Origin of the sequence: Nakamurella sp. UYEF19 (assembly GCF_040546275.1) — a bacterium.
GTDB lineage: Bacteria > Actinomycetota > Actinomycetes > Mycobacteriales > Nakamurellaceae > Nakamurella.
This window is the reverse complement of sequence record NZ_JBEPNO010000009.1, coordinates 1-16,609: the sequence shown is the minus strand read 5'-3', so window position 1 is coordinate 16,609 and position 16,609 is coordinate 1. Positions and strand designations below refer to the sequence as shown.

The following is a 16,609-nucleotide window of genomic DNA, read 5'->3' as shown; positions in this document are numbered from 1 at the left end:
CTCGCCGGCCGGGCCCTGTTCCGGTCTACGTTGGATTGCAGGCGGTACCGTCGGCCGCAACAAGTTCGAGCGAGCAAGGATCAACCTCATGCAGCTGGGTCTCCAGGTCAACGCCTTCAACTTCCCCGGTGCGCCGCAGTCCACCGGCAGCACCTTCAAGAGTGTGGCGATCGACGCCGAGCAGGCCGGCATCGCCAGCCTCTGGGTGATGGACCACTTCTTCCAGATCGAGATGGTCGGCGCGCCCGAGGAGGACATGCTCGAAGGCTGGTCGGCGCTGGCCTTCGCCGCCGGTGTCACCGAGAAGATCAAGTTGGGCACCATGGTCACCGGTGTCACCTACCGTCATCCCGGGGTGCTGATCAAGACCGCCACCACGCTCGACGTGCTGTCGGGTGGCCGGGCCTACCTCGGCATCGGCGCGGCCTGGAACGAGGAGGAGCACGTCGGCCTCGGGGTCCCGTACCCGCCGCTGAAGGAGCGCTTCGAATACCTCGAGGAGGTACTGCAGCTCGCGCACCAGATGTGGAAGGACGACGACTCACCCTTCGTCGGAACGCATTTCGACCTGCAGCGGCCGCTGAACCACCCGCAGGCGGTCAGTACACCGCACCCGCCGATCCTGATCGGCGGTACGGGCGAGAAGAAAACTCTCCGGATGGTCGCCCAGTATGCCGACGCCTGCAACATCTTCGAGATGCCGCTGCCCGGGATCAAGGGCAAACTCGATGTGCTGCAGGACCATTGCAGCCGGCTAGGCCGCGACTACGCCGAGATCGAGAAGACCACGCTGGGGATGGGCCGGTTCACCCGCGACGGTGCCGACGGTAGCCAGAGCCTGGAGCAGGCGATCGACCGGTTCGGCCAGCTGGCCTCCATCGGCATCGATCAGGCCCTCGTCGGCTTCCCGAATCCGTACACCCCCGATGCCTTCGAGGTGATGGCCGAACTCGTCGAGGCCGTCGGGAAGATCACCCCGGCCGGTCGCTGACCCCGGTTTGCCCCCCGGCCCGGGGGGAGGTTTAACGTGGACGGAATGGAATTCAGATACCTCGGCAAGTCCGGGCTCAAGATCTCGGCCATCACCTACGGCAACTGGCTCACCCACGGATCGCAGGTGGAGAACGACGTCGCCGCGCAGTGCGTCCGCGCGGCACTCGACGCGGGCATCACCACCTTCGACACCGCTGACGTCTACGCCAACGGCAAGGCCGAAACCGTCCTCGGCGAAGCCCTCAAAGGCGAGCGCCGCGAATCGCTGGAGATCTTCACGAAGGTCTACTGGCCGACCGGGCCCGCTGGGCACAACGACGTCGGGCTGTCGCGGAAGCACATCGCGGAGTCCATCAACCTCTCCCTGACCCGACTGCAGACCGACTACGTCGACCTCTACCAGGCGCACCGGTTCGACACCGAGACGCCGCTGGAAGAGACGATGCAGGCGTTCGCGCAGGTCATCGCCCAGGGCAAGGCGCTGTACATCGGGGTCAGCGAGTGGACGGCCGAGCAGATCAGGGCCGGGCACGCGCTGGCCACCGAACTCGGCATCCAGCTGATCTCCAGCCAGCCGCAGTACTCCATGCTGTGGCGCGTCATCGAGGACGAGGTCGTCCCGACCTCCCGTGAGCTCGGTGTCTCGCAGATCGTCTGGTCGCCGATCGCCCAGGGCGTGCTGACCGGCAAGTACAAGCCGGGCCAGCCGCTGCCGGAGGGCTCGCGTGCCACCGACGAGAAGGGCGGCGCCGACTCCATCAAACGATTCATGACGGACGACGTGCTGACCAAGGTGCAGGCACTGGCACCGATCGCTGCCGAGCTCGATCTGACCATGTCCCAGCTCGCGGTGGCCTGGGTGCTGAGCAACGACAACGTGGCGGCCGCACTCGTCGGCGCCTCCCGCCCGGAGCAGGTGCACGAGAACGTCAAGGCCGCTGGCGTCTCGCTCGACGCCGCGGTGCTGGCCAGGATCGACGAGGCGCTCGGCGACGTCGTCGTCCGTGACCCGGCGATGACGACGAAGACCTCCCCGCAGAAGCGCCCGGCCTGATGCCGAAGGCGATCCAGTACTCCGAGTACGGGGACGCCGACGTCCTGAAGTTGACCGACATCCCGTTGGTCGAGCCGGGCGCCGGCCAGGTGCGGGTCAAGGTGCACGCAATCGGGGTGAACCCGCTGGACTGGAAGATCCGGCGCGGCTACATGTCCGGCGGCAAGCCGCTCGACGGTCCGTCGCTGGTCGGGCTCGAGATGGCCGGTGTGGTGGACGCTCTCGGTGACGGCGTGACCGACTTCGCGGTCGGTGACCGGGTTGTCGGTGGGGTTGGCGGTGCCTCGGCGGAGTTCGTCCTGGCGCAGACCGACCAGATCGTGGCCCTGCCCGATTCGATCGACTTCATCACCGGCGCGGCGATCAAGGTCGCCGGTACGACGGCCATCAGGGTGCTGACGATGGCCGGCGTCCGCGAGAGCCAGACGTTGCTGCTCCACGCAGCGACCGGCGGGGTCGGGTTGTTCGTGACCCAGCTGGCCAGGGCACGCGATGCCAGGGTCATCGGCACCGCCGGTGCGGCGAACCAGCACTTCCTGGCCTCGCTCGGCGCCATCCCGGTGCTCTATGGCGACGGTTGGGAGGATCGGGTCCGGGCAGTGGCCACCGCTCCGATCGACTCCGTCATCGACTGCTCCGGGGCCGGTGTCATCCCCGGCTCGCTCGAACTGGTGGTGCCCGGCGGTCCGATCGTGACGATCGCCGACTTCTCGGCCACCGGACCGAATGTCATCGCCACCGATGGCAGCGAGCCCGGGTTCGAGGACTCCCTGCGGGAGGCGGTCAAGGCCGTCGAGCATGGCACGGTGAAGATCGAGATCGAGAAGACGTTCCCCCTGGAGCAGGCCGCCGACGCCTACCGGCTCTCCGAAGGCGGACACGTGCGCGGGAAGATCGTCCTGACGATCGCCTGATTTCACCGCTCTGCTTGGAATGGCCCGGCTGCCCGGGGGTGTGACCACCGGGCCGCCGGGCTACCGTTCGTCCATGCCCGACACCGATGCAGTGCAGCAGGACACCTGGGACGTCGTCATCATCGGCGGTGCACCCCCCGGCGAGAACGTCGCCCAGTACGCGACCCAGGGCAGTGATCGCACCGCAGTGATCGTCGAGAAGGAGCTGGTCGGCGGCGAGTGCTCGTTCTGGGCGTGCATGCCGAGCAAGGCGCTGCTGCGGCCGATCTCGGTGCTGGACAACGCCCGCAACCTGCCCGGTGTCCAGAGCATCGTCGGTGACCACTCTCTCGACGCCGCTGCCGTTCTGAAGCGTCGGGACGAGATCGTCCACCACCACGACGACACCTCGCAGGTGGACTGGGCGACCAGCGTCGGCATCGACGTGGTCCGCGGTCACGGTCGAGTTGCCGGTGCGAAGACTGTTGAGGTGACTCTTCCGGACGGTTCGGTCCGGACCATCCACGCCCGGCTCGCGGTCGTGCTGGACACCGGCACCACCGCAGCGGTTCCGCCGATTCCCGGTCTGCGGGAGGCCCTTCCATGGATTTCCCGTGACGTCACCAACATCCACCAGATTCCGCGCCGTGCCGCCGTCATCGGTGGCGGTGTCGTCGCGTGCGAGGCGGCCTCCTGGCTCAACGGTCTCGGGGTCGACGAGCTGACGATCATCGGATCCGCACCGAAGCTGTTGGCCCGCAACGAGGATTTCGCCGGCGAACACGTCGTCGAGAAGTTCCGCGAGAACGGTGTCACGGTCCACCTGAACGCGCGGGTCGACGCGGTGCACCGCGCAGATCCGCAGACCACCGGCGAGGGCAACATCCACGGCGGCGAGGTGACCGTGTCGTTCGGCGACCGGTCCGTGACGGTCGACGAGGTGCTGGTCGCCACCGGTCGGGTGCCGGCCAGCCACGACATCGGCCTGGAGTCGATCGGATCGTTGGCCGATGCAGTCGCTGCCAATCATGGCTACGTGAAGGTGGACGACCACTTCACCGTCGAGGGGGTCGACGGTGAATGGCTCTATGCCATCGGCGATCTCAACGGCCGGGCGCTGCTGACCCACATGGGCAAGTACCAGGCCCGGATCTGCGGCGCCATCATCGCCGCGCGGGCCGAGGGTCGTTCGGTGGACACGCCCTGGACCACCGATCTCGCCGACCATGGCATCGTTCCGCAGGTCACGTTCACCGATCCCGAGGTGGCCTCGGTCGGGCCGACCGAGGCAGAGGCCCGCGAGAAGGGTTTCGATGTCAAGGTTGTCGAGTACAACCTGGCGTGGCTCGCCGGGACCTCGCTGCAGCGGGACAACTACAAGGGCAACGCGAAGCTCGTCATCGACGAGGCGACGCACACCATCCTCGGTGCCACCTTCGTCGGGCCCGACGTGTCGGACCTGCTGCACGCCGCGACCGTGGCCGTCGTCGGGAAGGTTCCGCTGGAACAACTCTGGCACGCCGTCCCGTCCTACCCGACGGTCAGCGAGATCTGGTTGAGGTTGTTGGAGACCTACTTCAACCCGTCCTGACTCAGCCCCAGCCTCTGGAGCGCGGATCGGGGGGCAGGCGGGGATTGACGAGGTGGGCGACGAGGGCCGTCCAGCCGGTCTGGTGGGTGGCGCCGAGTCCTTCGCCGGTGTCGCCGTCGAAGTACTCGCTGAACGTGGGATGTGCCTGCCAGAGCGGGTTGTCGCTGCCTTCGATCCGGTCGCCGTCGGCCGGCCGGTGACCGTCGACCGGCCGGAACAGCGCGGTGAGTCCGCCGTCGACGACGTCGGCCGCCTCGATCAGCGTCTTGAGATTGCCGGAGCCGGTGGGGATCTCGATCTGGAATGAGTCACCGAAGTGACGGCCGTAGGTGCGCAGCTTGTCGGCCAGCAGCACGTTGACGGGAAACCAGATCGGCCCGCGCCAGTTGGAGTTGCCGCCGAACATCCCGGTCTTCGACTCGCCGGGTTCGTACTCGATCGACACCTGACGCCCGCCGATCTCGGCGGTGATGACGTCCTTGGCCGCCGCCGACAACGAGCGGATGCCGTACGGCGACAGGAATTCGTCGGTGTCGAACATCCGCTCGAGGATCCGCCGGAGCCGTTCCGGGTCAACCAGGGACAGCAGCATCTTCCGGCCGCCATCGGCCGATCTGGTCAGCAGCGGACCGACGAGTTCGGGTCGGCGGCGCTGCAGCCAGCGCAGCCGGGCGGTGACATCCGGGCAGTCGTCGGTGATCCAGGCCGGCACCTCCGTCGCGCCGAGGATCGGCAGCAGGCCGACCATGGAGCGGACCCGCATGTGCGGCGCCGTCCCGTCCGGTTGCACCAGCACGTCGTAGAAGAATCCGTCGTCCTCGTGCCAGAGCGAGATGTTCCGGGAACCGAAGGAGTTCATCGCCTTCGCGATCGACAGGAAGTGCTCGAGGAACTTGGTCGCGACGTCGTCCCAGGATTTGTCGTAGCGGGAGAGCTCGAGGGCGATCTTGAACATCTGCTGGCAGTAGAACGCCATCCAGCTGGTCGCGTCCGACTGCTCGAGGCGGTAACCCGGGGGCAGCGGCGCCGAGCGGTCGAAGAGGCCGATGTTGTCCATCCCGAGGAATCCACCCTCGAAGATGTTGGAGCCGGTCGAGTCCTTGCGGTTCACCCACCAGGAGAAATTCAGCAGCAGCTTGGTGAACACCCGGACCAGGAACTCGCGGTCGCGGTAGCCGTCGATCCGGTAGACGTGCCAGGCCGCCCAGGCGTGGACGGGCGGGTTGACGTCGCCGAACTCCCATTCGTAGGCCGGTAGCTGGCCGTTGGGGTGCATCGACCATTCCCGGCACATCAGCACCAGTTGTTCCTTTGCGAAGGCCGGGTCGACGTGGGCCAGCGGGATCGTGTGGAACGCGAGATCCCAGGCGGCGAACCAGGGATACTCCCACTCGTCCGGCATCGAGATGATGTCGGCCAGCGACATCTGGCTCCAGTGCGTATTTCTCGCGTTCTGGCCCTGACGGGACGACGGTGCCGGTGCGTTCGGATCGCCCTTCATCCATTGGTCGACGTCGTACCGGTACAGCTGTTTGCCCCACAACAATCCGGCGTAGGCACGTCTCGCGACATGCCGGTCCGCCAGTGAGATGTCCTGGTTGATCACGCCGGCGTAGAACTCATCCGCCTCGGTCAACCGGTCGGTGTTGGTGGTGTCGAACGAATCCGAGAAGGTCTCCCGGCTCGGCGGTTTCATCGACAGGCGGAGCCTGACCTCGACCGTCGCACCCGCCGCAATACTCGGGAACCGGTACCAGAAGGCAGCTTTCGTTCCCTCGAGGGCCGGATTGACCGCCTTGCGGTCACCCTTCACCACCCGGTTGTTGATGCCGTCCTTGGTGAACCGGGTCTCGTTGCTGGTGGCGCCGAACAGGGATATCGCATTGGTCTCGTTCTCGCAGAACAGCACCTCGGGGCTGCCCTGGGCGGCCAGGTAGTAGTGCCCGAGGTAGCCCTGCTCCACCTCGACGGCCTCGAGTCCGGCAACCGTCAGGGTCGGCGGCAGCACCTGATTGATGGTGCTGCGACGGCGATCTCGTCCCCAGGCCCAGGTGTTGCGCAGCCAGATCTGCGGCAGCACGTCGATCTCGGCGGCCTCGGGTCCCTGGTTGGTGACCGAGATGGTGATGCAGAGGTCGTCGGGACCGGCCTTGGCGTACGTCATCTGGACGTCGAAGAACTTGTTGTCGTCCAGGATGCCGGTGTCGCCGAGCTCGTACTCACGCTCGTGCCGGCCGCGACGGGCATTCTCGTCGCGGAGCTGCTGGTAGGGGTACTCGGCCTGCGGGTAGCGGTAGAGCCACTGCATCCAGCTGTGGGTCGGCGTCCCGTCGACGGCCCACCAGTACTCCGTGGCGTCCTCGCCGTGGTTGCCCTCGCCGTTGGTCAGGCCGAAGAGTCGTTCCTTGAGGATCGGATCCCGGTGGTTCCAGAGGGCGACCGAGAAGTTCAGGAAACCGAAGCGGTCGCAGATGCCGCCGAGTCCATCTTCGCCCCACCGGTAGGCGCGGGCGTAGGCCTGGTCGAACGGGAAGGACGACCAGGCGTCGCCGTTCTCGGAGTAGTCCTCGCGGACGGTGCCCCACTGCCGTCCCGACAGGTACGGACCCCATAACCGCCACGGACTTCCGGTGGCCGTCGACTGGGCGAGACGCATCCGCTCCTCGCCGAACTGGTCGTCCGGCTCGGGTGTCGATGGGGTGGGCTCGACCGGCTTCACGGCATCCGACTCGGCACTGTTCACTCCCTGAGCTTTGTCCCACCGTATTTCCGGGTGATGAATTCCCGGGTGATGAATTCCCGGGTGATGACAGGCAGCTTACCGACCGGCGACCTTCGCCCAGGTGTGTGCGGTTTCGTCGTAGCGGCAGACCCCGGAGACGAGGCCGTTGTCGTCGATCCACCGCGCGACGCCGGCCGCGTAGTCAGGGGCCGAGGGGTCGGCGACCGACCCGTAGCCCGCGGGGAACTGTCCGGAGAAGCCGTTGATGGTCGGCAGGCCGAGGTGTTGGGAGATCAGCATCGCGTCGATGCTCGACTCGTAGGCCGGCTGCGCGGGCAGACGATGGACCGTCAGGAAGAAGGTCCGACATCCTGGCGGTTGTACCGGAACGGCGGCCAGGGCGGCGAGTTCGGCCGGCCGGTCGATACCGGCGTTGCGCCCGACGTTGGCCTGCTCCAGCGCCAGCAGCATCAGGACGGCCGTGGCGGCGGCGATCACCCGGGGTCGCCAACTCGGATGACGGACGGTCTTGCGCAGCACGTCGGCCAGCAGGAAGGCAACCACCAGCGGCAGGGCGAGCCCGGCGATCACCCCGATCCGGTCGTTGGCCCTGATCGCGTAAGAGCCCGGCACCAGGAACCAGACCAGGATCCAGGCCGACACCACGGAGAAGATCTTCATCGGCAGCAGGATCGCGGTGCAGGCGACCAGCGAGGTGGTCAGCGCCGCGCGGTTCCACCGGGAGCGTGCTGCCCGGGTGCGGAGGCAGAACCGGATCGTCGCCGTCACCAGCAGGGCCAGCGCGATCGGCGTCAGACCGAAGCCGAGTTCGCCGTTCGACAGCCTGGGGGAGCCGTCGAACACGGTGCGGGTAAGCGGGCCCCACACGAAGTTCCGTTGGCCCGTGTTGAGGATGTCGATCGGTTCCGGCGCGTTCTGCAGGACGCCGCCTAGGGACCGTCCGGCTGATCCGAGCGTGGGCAGGTACAGCACCGCGAACGGGACGGGTCCCAGCAGCAGGCCCACCGCTCCCCACGTCAGGCGGGACAGGGAGCGGGCCAGGGTCGTCCGCCAGGCGGCGAGTCCCGCGCGAAGGGTGCCGCCCAGCCACCCGAACAGGATCAGAGCGATGACGCTGCACAGCACCGCGAACCACGCCACGTAGTACGTGGACAGGAACAGCAGCCCGGTGAGCAGGCCGGCCAGGAGGGCCTGAAGCCGTGGTGCACGACGGCCTTCCGCGGCACGGATCACCAGCAGCAGGATCAGCGGTAGCCAGTGGACCGAGTAGAGCTGGGAGTGACCGGCCTGGACGTAGAGCATGTTCGAGAACGCAGAGGTGGCCGCCAGCAGGGCGCAGAGGATGCGATGGTCCCGCAGGATCCGGAGGCAGAGCACCTACGCGCCGAGGCAGCCGACGAGGGTGAGCAGGACCAGCGTCCACTCGTAGGCCACGAACTGGTCGAGACCGATCAGCCGGAGCGGTGCGTAGAAGACCTCGTTCAGGACGAACGTGTCGGAGTACCCGAAGACGCCGCGGGCGGGGAAGAAGAAGGCCGGGTCGCGCCAGGAAGCGTTGGCCTGCAACACCTGCACCCAGTGTTCGTGCAGATAGATGATCAGGCGCGCATCACCACTGTCGCCGGTGATCGAGTCGAAGCCGGTGAACAGCGGTTGCCGGAAGAAGAAGGCGGCGCCCAGCATCCAGACGACGAGCGCGGGTACCGGAAGTCTGGACCACCAGGAGTTTCCGGGCAGCCGGGTGTTGCTGCCGATAGTCGGCTGTGCTGTCCCCGGCATCGACACCGGGGGAGGTTACCCTGCGGCGACCGCTCCAGCCGCGGTATGCGCCGCCGGCACGACCTCGGCCGGAAGCGGCGGTCCCGGAGGGGTGCCGTCGCCGAACGGGCGTCCGCCGAGCGCTTCTCGGTCGTGCGGGTCGAGCCAGCTCGTCAGATCCGGTCCGTCCGGCACGATCTGCGTCGGATTGATGTCGACGTGGACGATGTAGTAGTGCTTCTTGATGTGGTCGAAATCCGTGGTGTCGCCGAATCCGGGAGTCTGGAACAGGTCTCGGGCATACGCCCAGAGCACGGGCATCTCGGTCAGCTTCTGGCGGTTGCACTTGAAGTGGCCGTGGTAGACGGCGTCAAACCGGGCCAGCGTCGTGAACAGCCGGACGTCCGCCTCGGTGATGGTGTCGCCCACCAGGAACCGTTGGGTGGCCAGGCGTTCGGAGAGCCAGTCGAGAGCAGTGAACAACCGGTCGTAGGCCTTGTCGTAGGCCTCCTGGCTGCCGGCGAAACCGCAGCGGTAGACGCCGTTGTTGACCTCGGTGAACACCCGCTTGTTGACCTCGTCGATCTCGGCCCGCAGGTGCTCCGCGTACAGGTCGGGTGCGCCCTCCCGGTGGAACTGCTTCCACTGGGTCGACAGGTCCAACGTCATCTGCGGGAAATCGTTGGTGACCACCTTGCCGGTCGGGATGTCGACGATGGCCGGAACGGTGATGCCGCGGGGGTAGTCCGGGAAGCGGGCGAAGTAGGCGTCCTGGACCCGCTCGATGCCCAGCACCGGGTCGACCCCGCCGGGATCGAGGTCGAAGGTCCAGCTCCGCCGGTCGTGCGTCGGCCCGCAGATCCCCATGGACAGCACGTCCTCCAGCCCGAGCAGTCGGCGGACGATGATCGCCCGGTTCGCCCACGGGCAGGCCCTGGCCACCACCAGCCGGTATCGACCGGCTTCGACGGGATAGTCGTCGCCGCTCGCGGTGGAGTTGCTGGTATCGCCCGCGATGATCCTCGTCGTGATGTAGGCGGTGTCCCGCTTGAACTCCTGGCCATCGGAGACGTACGCACCCTTCGTGCTGTGCGTGCTGCCGTCGTTCCCGTTCGTCTCCACGACCGTCATTCCTCCGCTGTATGCGCGCGCATTTTCTCCCGATCTTCCCGCCAATGAGCTCAGACCTCGTTGCGCCAGCTGAACCGCGGCTCGAAACCCAGCACCCGGCGGGCCTTGTCGATCGAGAGCAGGGTTTCGTGCTCGCCCAGTTCCTTGCGAACCTCGACGCCGGGGAACCACTCGGTCGCCAGCGACGTGCTGGAGCGGGACATCACCGTGTCGGAGTTGGCGATGACGAAGATCTCGCGCCCGGTGATCGCACTCTCCAGACCCAGCCGGACGGCCTGCGCCCCGTCGCGGGCGTCGATGTAGCCCCAGGCGTTCCATTGACGGTCGGCCGGGTTGGCATCGAAGCCGGGGAATGACGCGTAGTCGGCCGGCGCCATCACGTTCGAGAATCGCAGCCCGACCATGGTCAGCGCCGGATCCCAGCGACAGAACTGCAGTGCCATCTCCTCCTCGAGCGTCTTGGACAGCGAGTACGACGACTCCGGACGCGGGTGGTACTCCTCGTCGACGGGCAGATACGGCGGCGGGCTGTCCGGGCCCATCGGGAGTCCGAGGACGGTCTCGCTGGACGCCCACACCACCCGCTTGATGCCGGCCGCCTTCGCCGCGGAGAACACGTGATAGGTGCTGACGATGTTGTTGTCGAAGGTCGCGGCGTTGGTGATCAACCCGGGCGCGGGGATGGCCGCGAGGTGCACGACGCCATCGATGCTGCTGTAACGGTCCTCGATGGCGTGGAGCGCCTCGAAGGTCTGGCCGTAGTCGGTGAAGTCGACCTTCACGTACGTCGCCCTCGACTCCGGCGACGGCGTCCGGTCCAGGTTGACGACCTCGTAGTCGTGGTCGAGCAGGTCGGTGACCACCGCCCGGCCCAGCTTGCCGCTTCCTCCGGTGACTGCGATGCGCTTCATGTCTGCTCCTTCTCGCTGTTGGGTAACGTTCTGCTGGACTGCTAGTGCAAGGAGATCCTGGACGATGACCACTCACGCAGACCTTTCGCGGCCCGACGCCGCTCCCGACGGCGGGACGCCGCGGGCGGCCGACGATCTCTTCCGCCACGTCAACGGGGAGTGGCTGGGCGAGGATTCGATCCCGCCGGACCAGTCCATCCACGGTGCGTTCCAGGAGATGCGTGACCAGTCCGAGGCGGCGTGCCGCGAGATCGTCGAGGAGGCCGCGGCTGCCTCCGGCCTCCCGGGAACACCTGAGCAGTTCATCGGTGACTTGTTTACCAGCTTCATGGACGTCGAAACCATCGAGGCGCTGGGGTCCGAGCCGGCGTGGCAACACATCCGGCAGATCCAGGACGTGACGGACCTCGTTTCGTTCGCCACGCTGCTCGGGCGACTGCACCGCGACGGGATCCAGGGGATGTTCGCGTTCGGGGTGGATACCGACCCGGATCAGCCGGATCGCTACACGATGGTCTTCTTCCAGGGCGGTCTGGGCCTGCCGGACGAGTCGTTCTACCGCGAGGACAGCTACGCGACGATCCGTGCGGCGTACCGCGAACACGTGGTGAAGATGCTCACGCTGACGGGTGTCGAGGAGCCGGAGCGCTGTGCCGATTCCGCCATCGCGCTTGAAACCCTTTTGGCGCAACATCATTGGGATCGAGTTCGGAATCGGGATCGGACGCTGACGCACAATCCGATGGACGCGGCCGGTCTGGCGGAACTGCTTCCGACCGAGATCTGGACGGCGTGGCTGGCGGGCATGGATGCTCCGGCGGACATCCTGGAGCACGTCGTCGTCCGGCAACCGCCCTTCCTGACGGAGCTCGGCGGTCTGCTGGAAGCGGACCGCCTCGATCAGTGGAAGGACTGGCTGACCTGGCGGGTGGTGCGCAGTGCTGCGCCGCTGTCGAGCCAGGCGCTGGTGGAGGAGAATTTCGACTTCTACGGCCGGACCCTCTCGGGTACGCCGGAGCTGCGGCCGCGCTGGAAGCGGGGCATCAGCATGGTGGAGTCGGCGGTCGGCGAGGCGCTCGGTCAGATCTACATCGAGCGGACCTTCCCGCCGGAGTCCAAGCAGCGCATGGACGAACTGGTCGCCTACCTGCTGGAGGCCTACCGGATCAACATCTCCCAGCTGTCCTGGATGGGGGAGGCCACGAAAGTCCGTGCCCTGGAAAAGCTCTTGGCGTTCTCGCCCAAGGTGGGGTACCCGCCGAGGTTCCGGGACTACGCCGGGCTGATGATCTCCCGCGACGACCTGGTCGGCAACGCCCGGCGATCCGCGGCCCTGGAACTGGACCGCGAATTCGCGAAGATCGGGGCAGCGGTCGACCGTGACGAGTGGTTCATGACGCCCCAGACCGTCAACGCCTACTACAACCCCGGGATGAACGAGATCGTCTTCCCGGCAGCCATTTTGCGCCCGCCCTTCTTCGATCCGGCGGTCGACGATGCGACGAACTTCGGCGCCATCGGCGCGGTCATCGGGCACGAGATCGGTCACGGGTTCGACGATCAGGGAGCGAAGTACGACGGCACCGGGTCTCTCAAGGACTGGTGGACGGCGGACGACAAGGCGGCGTTCGAGGCGCTGACCGGCCGGTTGATCGACCAGTACTCCACCCTCTCGCCCGAGGGCGCTGACGGCAAGACGGTCAATGGGGCCCTGACGATCGGCGAGAACATCGGCGATCTAGGTGGTCTCGGCATCGCCTACCAGGCGTGGTTGCTGTCGTTGAACGGTCGGGAGCCGGAGACCATCGACGGGGAGACCGGTGCGCAGCGGCTGTTCCTGAATTGGGCCAGGGCCTGGCGGACCCAGACCCGGCCGGCCGAGGTGCAGCGCCGGCTCACCTTGGACCCGCATTCGCCGCCGGAGTTCCGCTGCAACCAGGTGGTGCGCAACCTCGACGAGTTCTACGAGGCGTTCGGCGTGACCGAGTCCGACGAGATGTGGCTGGACCCCTCGGAACGCGTGCGCATCTGGTAGCGGCGGCGGTTGTTCCCGGACGGATCGTCGTGCCCGATCCTGGTTTGGATGAAGACTAGACAGCTCAACTATCGATAGTTACAGTATCCAGATGAGGATGGCCGAGCTCAGTCAGACGTCGGGCACGACGGTTGCCACCATCAAGTACTACCTGCGGGAAGGTCTGCTCCATTCCGGGGAGCGGACCAGTGCCACGCAGTCGCAGTACGACGAGTCGCACGTGCGGCGACTCGGTTTGATCCGTGCGCTGATCGACATCGGTGGACTCTCGGTCGCCAGGACGGCGGAAGTCCTTGCAGCGATGGATGATCCGGCGGTTTCGCCGAACTACCTGCTGGGCACCAGCCAGCAGTCGGTGACTGCGGTGGCGGCGGACCGGGCCGGTCCGCTGGACCGCCAGCTCGGTCTGGCGCAGATCGACGATCTGATCGTCAAGCACGGCTGGTCCGTGTCGGTCGACAACCCCGGCCGTCACATCGCTGCGGACGTCCTGGCCACGTTTCGTGCACTGGGCCGGACAGACGCTGCATTGATCGATTCCTGGGCGGCGGCCGCCCAGGTTGCAGCCGAGGGTGATCTGGAGGCCGTCGCCCGGGACCGTGACCGACCGGCCATGGTCGAGACAGTGGTCGTGGGAACCGTTCTCGGCGATGTGATGCTGATGGCCCTGCGCCGCCTGGCACAGGAGAGCATTTCCACCAAGCAGTACCCGACGGAGCCGGGCTTCGTCGACGATTGTGACCGCGTCTCGCTGTAGGCGCTCCATCCGCTGTTCTGCCCTGTTGTGCTTCTTGCCGCCTCCCTGGTGGCTGCCACCCACTCGCCTGGAGATTTTCGATGACGACGATTGTTGCTCCCGCGCGCCCGAAAGTTCCTGTTCTCTCGTGGCACCGACCGCTGATGGTGCTGGCCGGGGCGATGATCCTGTGTGCCCTGGTCTGCCTGGTCGGGCTCGTCTTGGACCCCAGAGTGCTGACGGGACAACCCATCTGGCTGAAGCCGCTGAAATTCTCGCTGTCCATCGGCATCTATGCGGTGACCTGGGCGTGGCTCATCAACCAGCTCGCCCGATTCCGCCGGCTCGCGTGGTGGGCCGGGACGGTCTCGGTGTTCTGCCTCGTCATCGAGCAGGTGATCATCGTGGGCGACGTGATCCGCGGTACCACCAGTCATTTCAATGTCTCGACACCCTTCAACAGGGTGATGTGGGCGGTGATGGCGGGCTCGATCGGTGTGGTCTGGATCGCCACCCTGGTGGTCTCGGCGCTGCTCTTCAAGAATCCGGTCGCTGACCGGGCCCGTAACCTGGCCATCCGCTCGGGCGCCGTGGTGGCCGTCATCGGAATGGCTCTCGGGTTCCTGATGACGATTCCCAGTGCGCGTCAGATCACCGACGGCCTGACGATTGTCGGGTCGCATTCGGTCGGCCTGGCCGACGGCGGCCCCGGGTTGCCGTTCTTCGGCTGGAGCACCGTCGGTGGGGACCTTCGGATCCCGCACTTCATCGGAATGCATGCGCTGCAGGCGATCCCGATTCTCCTGATCCTGCTGGAGTTGGCCTCGCGCCGATTCGTGTTGCTGCGGTCGGTCGCCGTGCGCTCGCGCCTGGTGATGACGTTCGCTGTCGGATACCTCGCGCTGCTGGGGATTCTCACCTGGCAGGCCCTGCGCGGCCAGTCGGTCGTGCGCCGGGATGCCCTGACCGGCTTGGCTCTTGCTGTGTTCCTGCTGCTCGTGCTCGCCGGTGTTGTGGTGTCGCTCCGCGGTCCTGCCGGTGATGCTCCTGCCGCCCGCGTTGCCGCCGGTCGGTGACCAGCGTCCACGCGTGCGCGACTTGTATGAAGTGACCTGGCCGACATGCGGTGGCGACCGGTATGACTTGGCCGACCCCTCCCGTCCACCGGTATGACCTGTCCGACCCCTTGCGTCCAGCGGTAGAACCTGGCCGACGTGCGGTGGCGGCCGGTATGACCTGGCCGACCCCTTGCGTCCACCGGTATGACCTGGCCGACCTCTCGCGTGCACCGGTATGACGCAGCCCGCACCGGTAGTACCGCGCGCCGTCATACCGGTGCAGCCTGCGTCATACCGGTCGTCGACGCCGTCATACCGGTGCCGTTGGCGTCACCTGTGAGCCACCCACAGCACCCTCGAGCCGAGCGCGGGCGGGCATGGGCGCCTCGACGGGCCCCGCCTCGGATGACCCGCACCAACACCTGTCAAATCCCCCCATTCGGCGGCAGACACAACCAAACCGGGCCAATACACTAGGAACACACGTTCGGAATCAGGGGGAGGGCAGCATGGACACCAGCGATAGTCACGTCCCATCAGCTGCCGACGTCGCCCTCGCCCCTGCCCCGGCCGCTGCGACCCCGGCCGCGGCCGCGGCGGCAGCGCTGCCCGGCGTCGACACCCTCACCTTCCTCGCCACCACCGACAACGACCTGGCCGCGCTGACGCCGCCGGAGTTGGTCGATGCGATCATCTGCTCCGAACGGTTGCTGGCCCACCTGCACGCCCGGCAACTTTCGTTGTTGGCCGAACTGGGTGTGCCCGGCCGCTGCGGCGACGTGTCGGACCTCGTCAACGCTTTGGTCGACAAAGGTGGCCGCGGTCGTCGCGGCGATGGGGCGGCGGACGGGGAGGTGGATGCCGCGGAGGTCGCCGAAGTCACCGCCGACTGCGCGGTGCGGGTCGCCGCCGCGGAAGTGGCCGCCGTGCTGGACTGGTCACCGATCACCGCGAAAATCCGCATCAACCAGGCCACCCGCATGCTCACCGCACTCCCCGCCACCGCCGCCGCCCTTCGGCAGGGCCGCGTGGATGTGGGCCGGGCCCGGATGATCACCGACCGCACCGCCGTCCTGACCTTGCCGCAGTGCGGCCGGGTGGAACGGCGCATCCTCAACTGGGCCAAGGGCCGGTCCCTGGGACAGTTGGAAACGTTGGTCGACCGGGAAGTGATCGCCGCCGACCCCGCCGCGGCGGAGAACCGGCGGATCCACGCCGTGAAAGGCCGCTCGGTGGGGCACCGCCCCGACAAGGACGGCATGGGCGTCATCACCGCGCTGCTGCCCGCCGAATCCGCCGTCCTGGTGTTCACCCTCATCGATTTGATCGCCCAAGCCCACCAAGGTTTGGACGGCCGCAGCATCGACCAACGCCGCGCCGACGTCCTGGCCGACATCGCCGAGGAACTACTCACCCACGGCTACCTGGACCTCGACGGGTTGATCGCCCGCACCCACCCCCACCACCCCGACAACACCCACCCCGACACCCACCGCGGCGTCCCCGACACCCAGGCCACAGACCCCGCCGCTCCGAACACGAACACCAACACCGGCGACGGAGCAGACACAGCCGAACCGGCGAAGGATGTGGACCGGGATGTGGCAGCCGACCTGGCCGTTCGGGACACCACCACCCCGACCATCCCCGCCGCGCCATCCGGAGCTGTGACACTCGCCCCGTCCCCGACCGCGGCACCGACCGCG

Annotated in this window: 13 protein-coding genes; 8 read left to right on the top strand and 5 right to left on the bottom strand. The window is 67.1% G+C overall.

Annotated elements, in window-relative coordinates; genetic code table 11:
- Window positions 1–88 precede the first annotated feature (88 nt).
- The 4 genes from ABIB25_RS13965 to ABIB25_RS13950 all read left to right on the top strand — a co-directional run bounded on the left by ABIB25_RS13965 (window position 89) and on the right by ABIB25_RS13950 (window position 4,531).
- Window positions 89–991, top strand: coding sequence for an LLM class F420-dependent oxidoreductase (locus tag ABIB25_RS13965; RefSeq protein WP_354529071.1), 903 nt, complete (start codon window positions 89–91; stop codon window positions 989–991).
- Window positions 992–1,036: 45 nt separating this feature from the next.
- Window positions 1,037–2,047, top strand: a complete 1,011-nt coding sequence (locus ABIB25_RS13960) for an aldo/keto reductase family protein (protein WP_354529070.1) — start codon at window positions 1,037–1,039, stop codon at window positions 2,045–2,047.
- Window positions 2,047–2,961 carry an NADP-dependent oxidoreductase gene (locus tag ABIB25_RS13955; protein WP_354529069.1) on the top strand — a complete coding sequence of 305 codons (915 nt, stop codon included), beginning with the start codon at window positions 2,047–2,049 and terminating at the stop codon, window positions 2,959–2,961. The genes ABIB25_RS13960 and ABIB25_RS13955 overlap by 1 nt, the downstream gene beginning before the upstream one ends.
- 73 nt (window positions 2,962–3,034) lie before the next feature.
- Entirely contained in the window at window positions 3,035–4,531 is a 1,497-nt protein-coding gene (locus ABIB25_RS13950) for a dihydrolipoyl dehydrogenase family protein (RefSeq protein WP_354529068.1), read from the top strand.
- A gap of 1 nt (window position 4,532) precedes the next feature.
- On the opposite strand, the gene ABIB25_RS13945 is transcribed toward ABIB25_RS13950, so the two are convergent.
- The 5 genes from ABIB25_RS13945 to ABIB25_RS13925 all read right to left on the bottom strand — a co-directional run bounded on the left by ABIB25_RS13945 (window position 4,533) and on the right by ABIB25_RS13925 (window position 11,074).
- Complete coding sequence (locus tag ABIB25_RS13945) at window positions 4,533–7,187, bottom strand: MGH1-like glycoside hydrolase domain-containing protein (protein WP_354529243.1); 2,655 nt, start codon at window positions 7,185–7,187, stop codon at window positions 4,533–4,535.
- 162 nt (window positions 7,188–7,349) lie between these two features.
- Window positions 7,350–8,651 carry a hypothetical protein gene (locus tag ABIB25_RS13940; protein WP_354529067.1) on the bottom strand — a complete coding sequence of 434 codons (1,302 nt, stop codon included), beginning with the start codon at window positions 8,649–8,651 and terminating at the stop codon, window positions 7,350–7,352.
- Window positions 8,652–9,059, bottom strand: a complete 408-nt coding sequence (locus tag ABIB25_RS13935) for a hypothetical protein (RefSeq protein WP_354529066.1) — start codon at window positions 9,057–9,059, stop codon at window positions 8,652–8,654.
- Between the two features lie 9 nt (window positions 9,060–9,068).
- A complete protein-coding gene (locus ABIB25_RS13930) occupies window positions 9,069–10,163 on the bottom strand; it encodes a glutathione S-transferase family protein (protein WP_354529065.1) in 1,095 nt (364 codons plus the stop codon).
- A 50-nt stretch (window positions 10,164–10,213) separates the two neighbouring features.
- A complete protein-coding gene (locus ABIB25_RS13925) occupies window positions 10,214–11,074 on the bottom strand; it encodes an NAD-dependent epimerase/dehydratase family protein (RefSeq protein WP_354529064.1) in 861 nt (286 codons plus the stop codon).
- Window positions 11,075–11,138: 64 nt separating this feature from the next.
- Between ABIB25_RS13925 and ABIB25_RS13920 the strand changes: the two genes are divergently transcribed.
- The 4 genes from ABIB25_RS13920 to ABIB25_RS13905 form a co-directional block, all read left to right on the top strand.
- Window positions 11,139–13,109, top strand: a complete 1,971-nt coding sequence (locus ABIB25_RS13920) for a M13 family metallopeptidase (protein WP_354529063.1) — start codon at window positions 11,139–11,141, stop codon at window positions 13,107–13,109.
- A gap of 91 nt (window positions 13,110–13,200) precedes the next feature.
- Complete coding sequence (locus ABIB25_RS13915) at window positions 13,201–13,866, top strand: MerR family transcriptional regulator (protein ID WP_354529062.1); 666 nt, start codon at window positions 13,201–13,203, stop codon at window positions 13,864–13,866.
- Between the two features lie 80 nt (window positions 13,867–13,946).
- Window positions 13,947–14,921 carry a hypothetical protein gene (locus ABIB25_RS13910; protein ID WP_354529061.1) on the top strand — a complete coding sequence of 325 codons (975 nt, stop codon included), beginning with the start codon at window positions 13,947–13,949 and terminating at the stop codon, window positions 14,919–14,921.
- Between the two features lie 491 nt (window positions 14,922–15,412).
- Window positions 15,413–16,609 (top strand): DUF222 domain-containing protein (locus ABIB25_RS13905; protein ID WP_354529060.1); only part of this gene is annotated, 1,197 nt, incomplete at its 3' end.

Bases quoted from the DNA above. Each gene is read 5' to 3' on its own strand.
- ABIB25_RS13965 (WP_354529071.1), top strand. From the start codon at position 89: ATGCAGCTGGGTCTCCAGGTCAACGCCTTCAACTTCCCCGGTGCGCCG.
- ABIB25_RS13960 (WP_354529070.1), top strand. From the start codon at position 1,037: ATGGAATTCAGATACCTCGGCAAGTCCGGGCTCAAGATCTCGGCCATC.
- ABIB25_RS13955 (WP_354529069.1), top strand. From the start codon at position 2,047: ATGCCGAAGGCGATCCAGTACTCCGAGTACGGGGACGCCGACGTCCTG.
- ABIB25_RS13950 (WP_354529068.1), top strand. From the start codon at position 3,035: ATGCCCGACACCGATGCAGTGCAGCAGGACACCTGGGACGTCGTCATC.
- ABIB25_RS13945 (WP_354529243.1), bottom strand. From the start codon at position 7,187: ATGCGTCTCGCCCAGTCGACGGCCACCGGAAGTCCGTGGCGGTTATGG.
- ABIB25_RS13930 (WP_354529065.1), bottom strand. From the start codon at position 10,163: ATGACGGTCGTGGAGACGAACGGGAACGACGGCAGCACGCACAGCACG.
- ABIB25_RS13925 (WP_354529064.1), bottom strand. From the start codon at position 11,074: ATGAAGCGCATCGCAGTCACCGGAGGAAGCGGCAAGCTGGGCCGGGCG.
- ABIB25_RS13920 (WP_354529063.1), top strand. From the start codon at position 11,139: ATGACCACTCACGCAGACCTTTCGCGGCCCGACGCCGCTCCCGACGGC.
- ABIB25_RS13915 (WP_354529062.1), top strand. From the start codon at position 13,201: ATGAGGATGGCCGAGCTCAGTCAGACGTCGGGCACGACGGTTGCCACC.
- ABIB25_RS13910 (WP_354529061.1), top strand. From the start codon at position 13,947: ATGACGACGATTGTTGCTCCCGCGCGCCCGAAAGTTCCTGTTCTCTCG.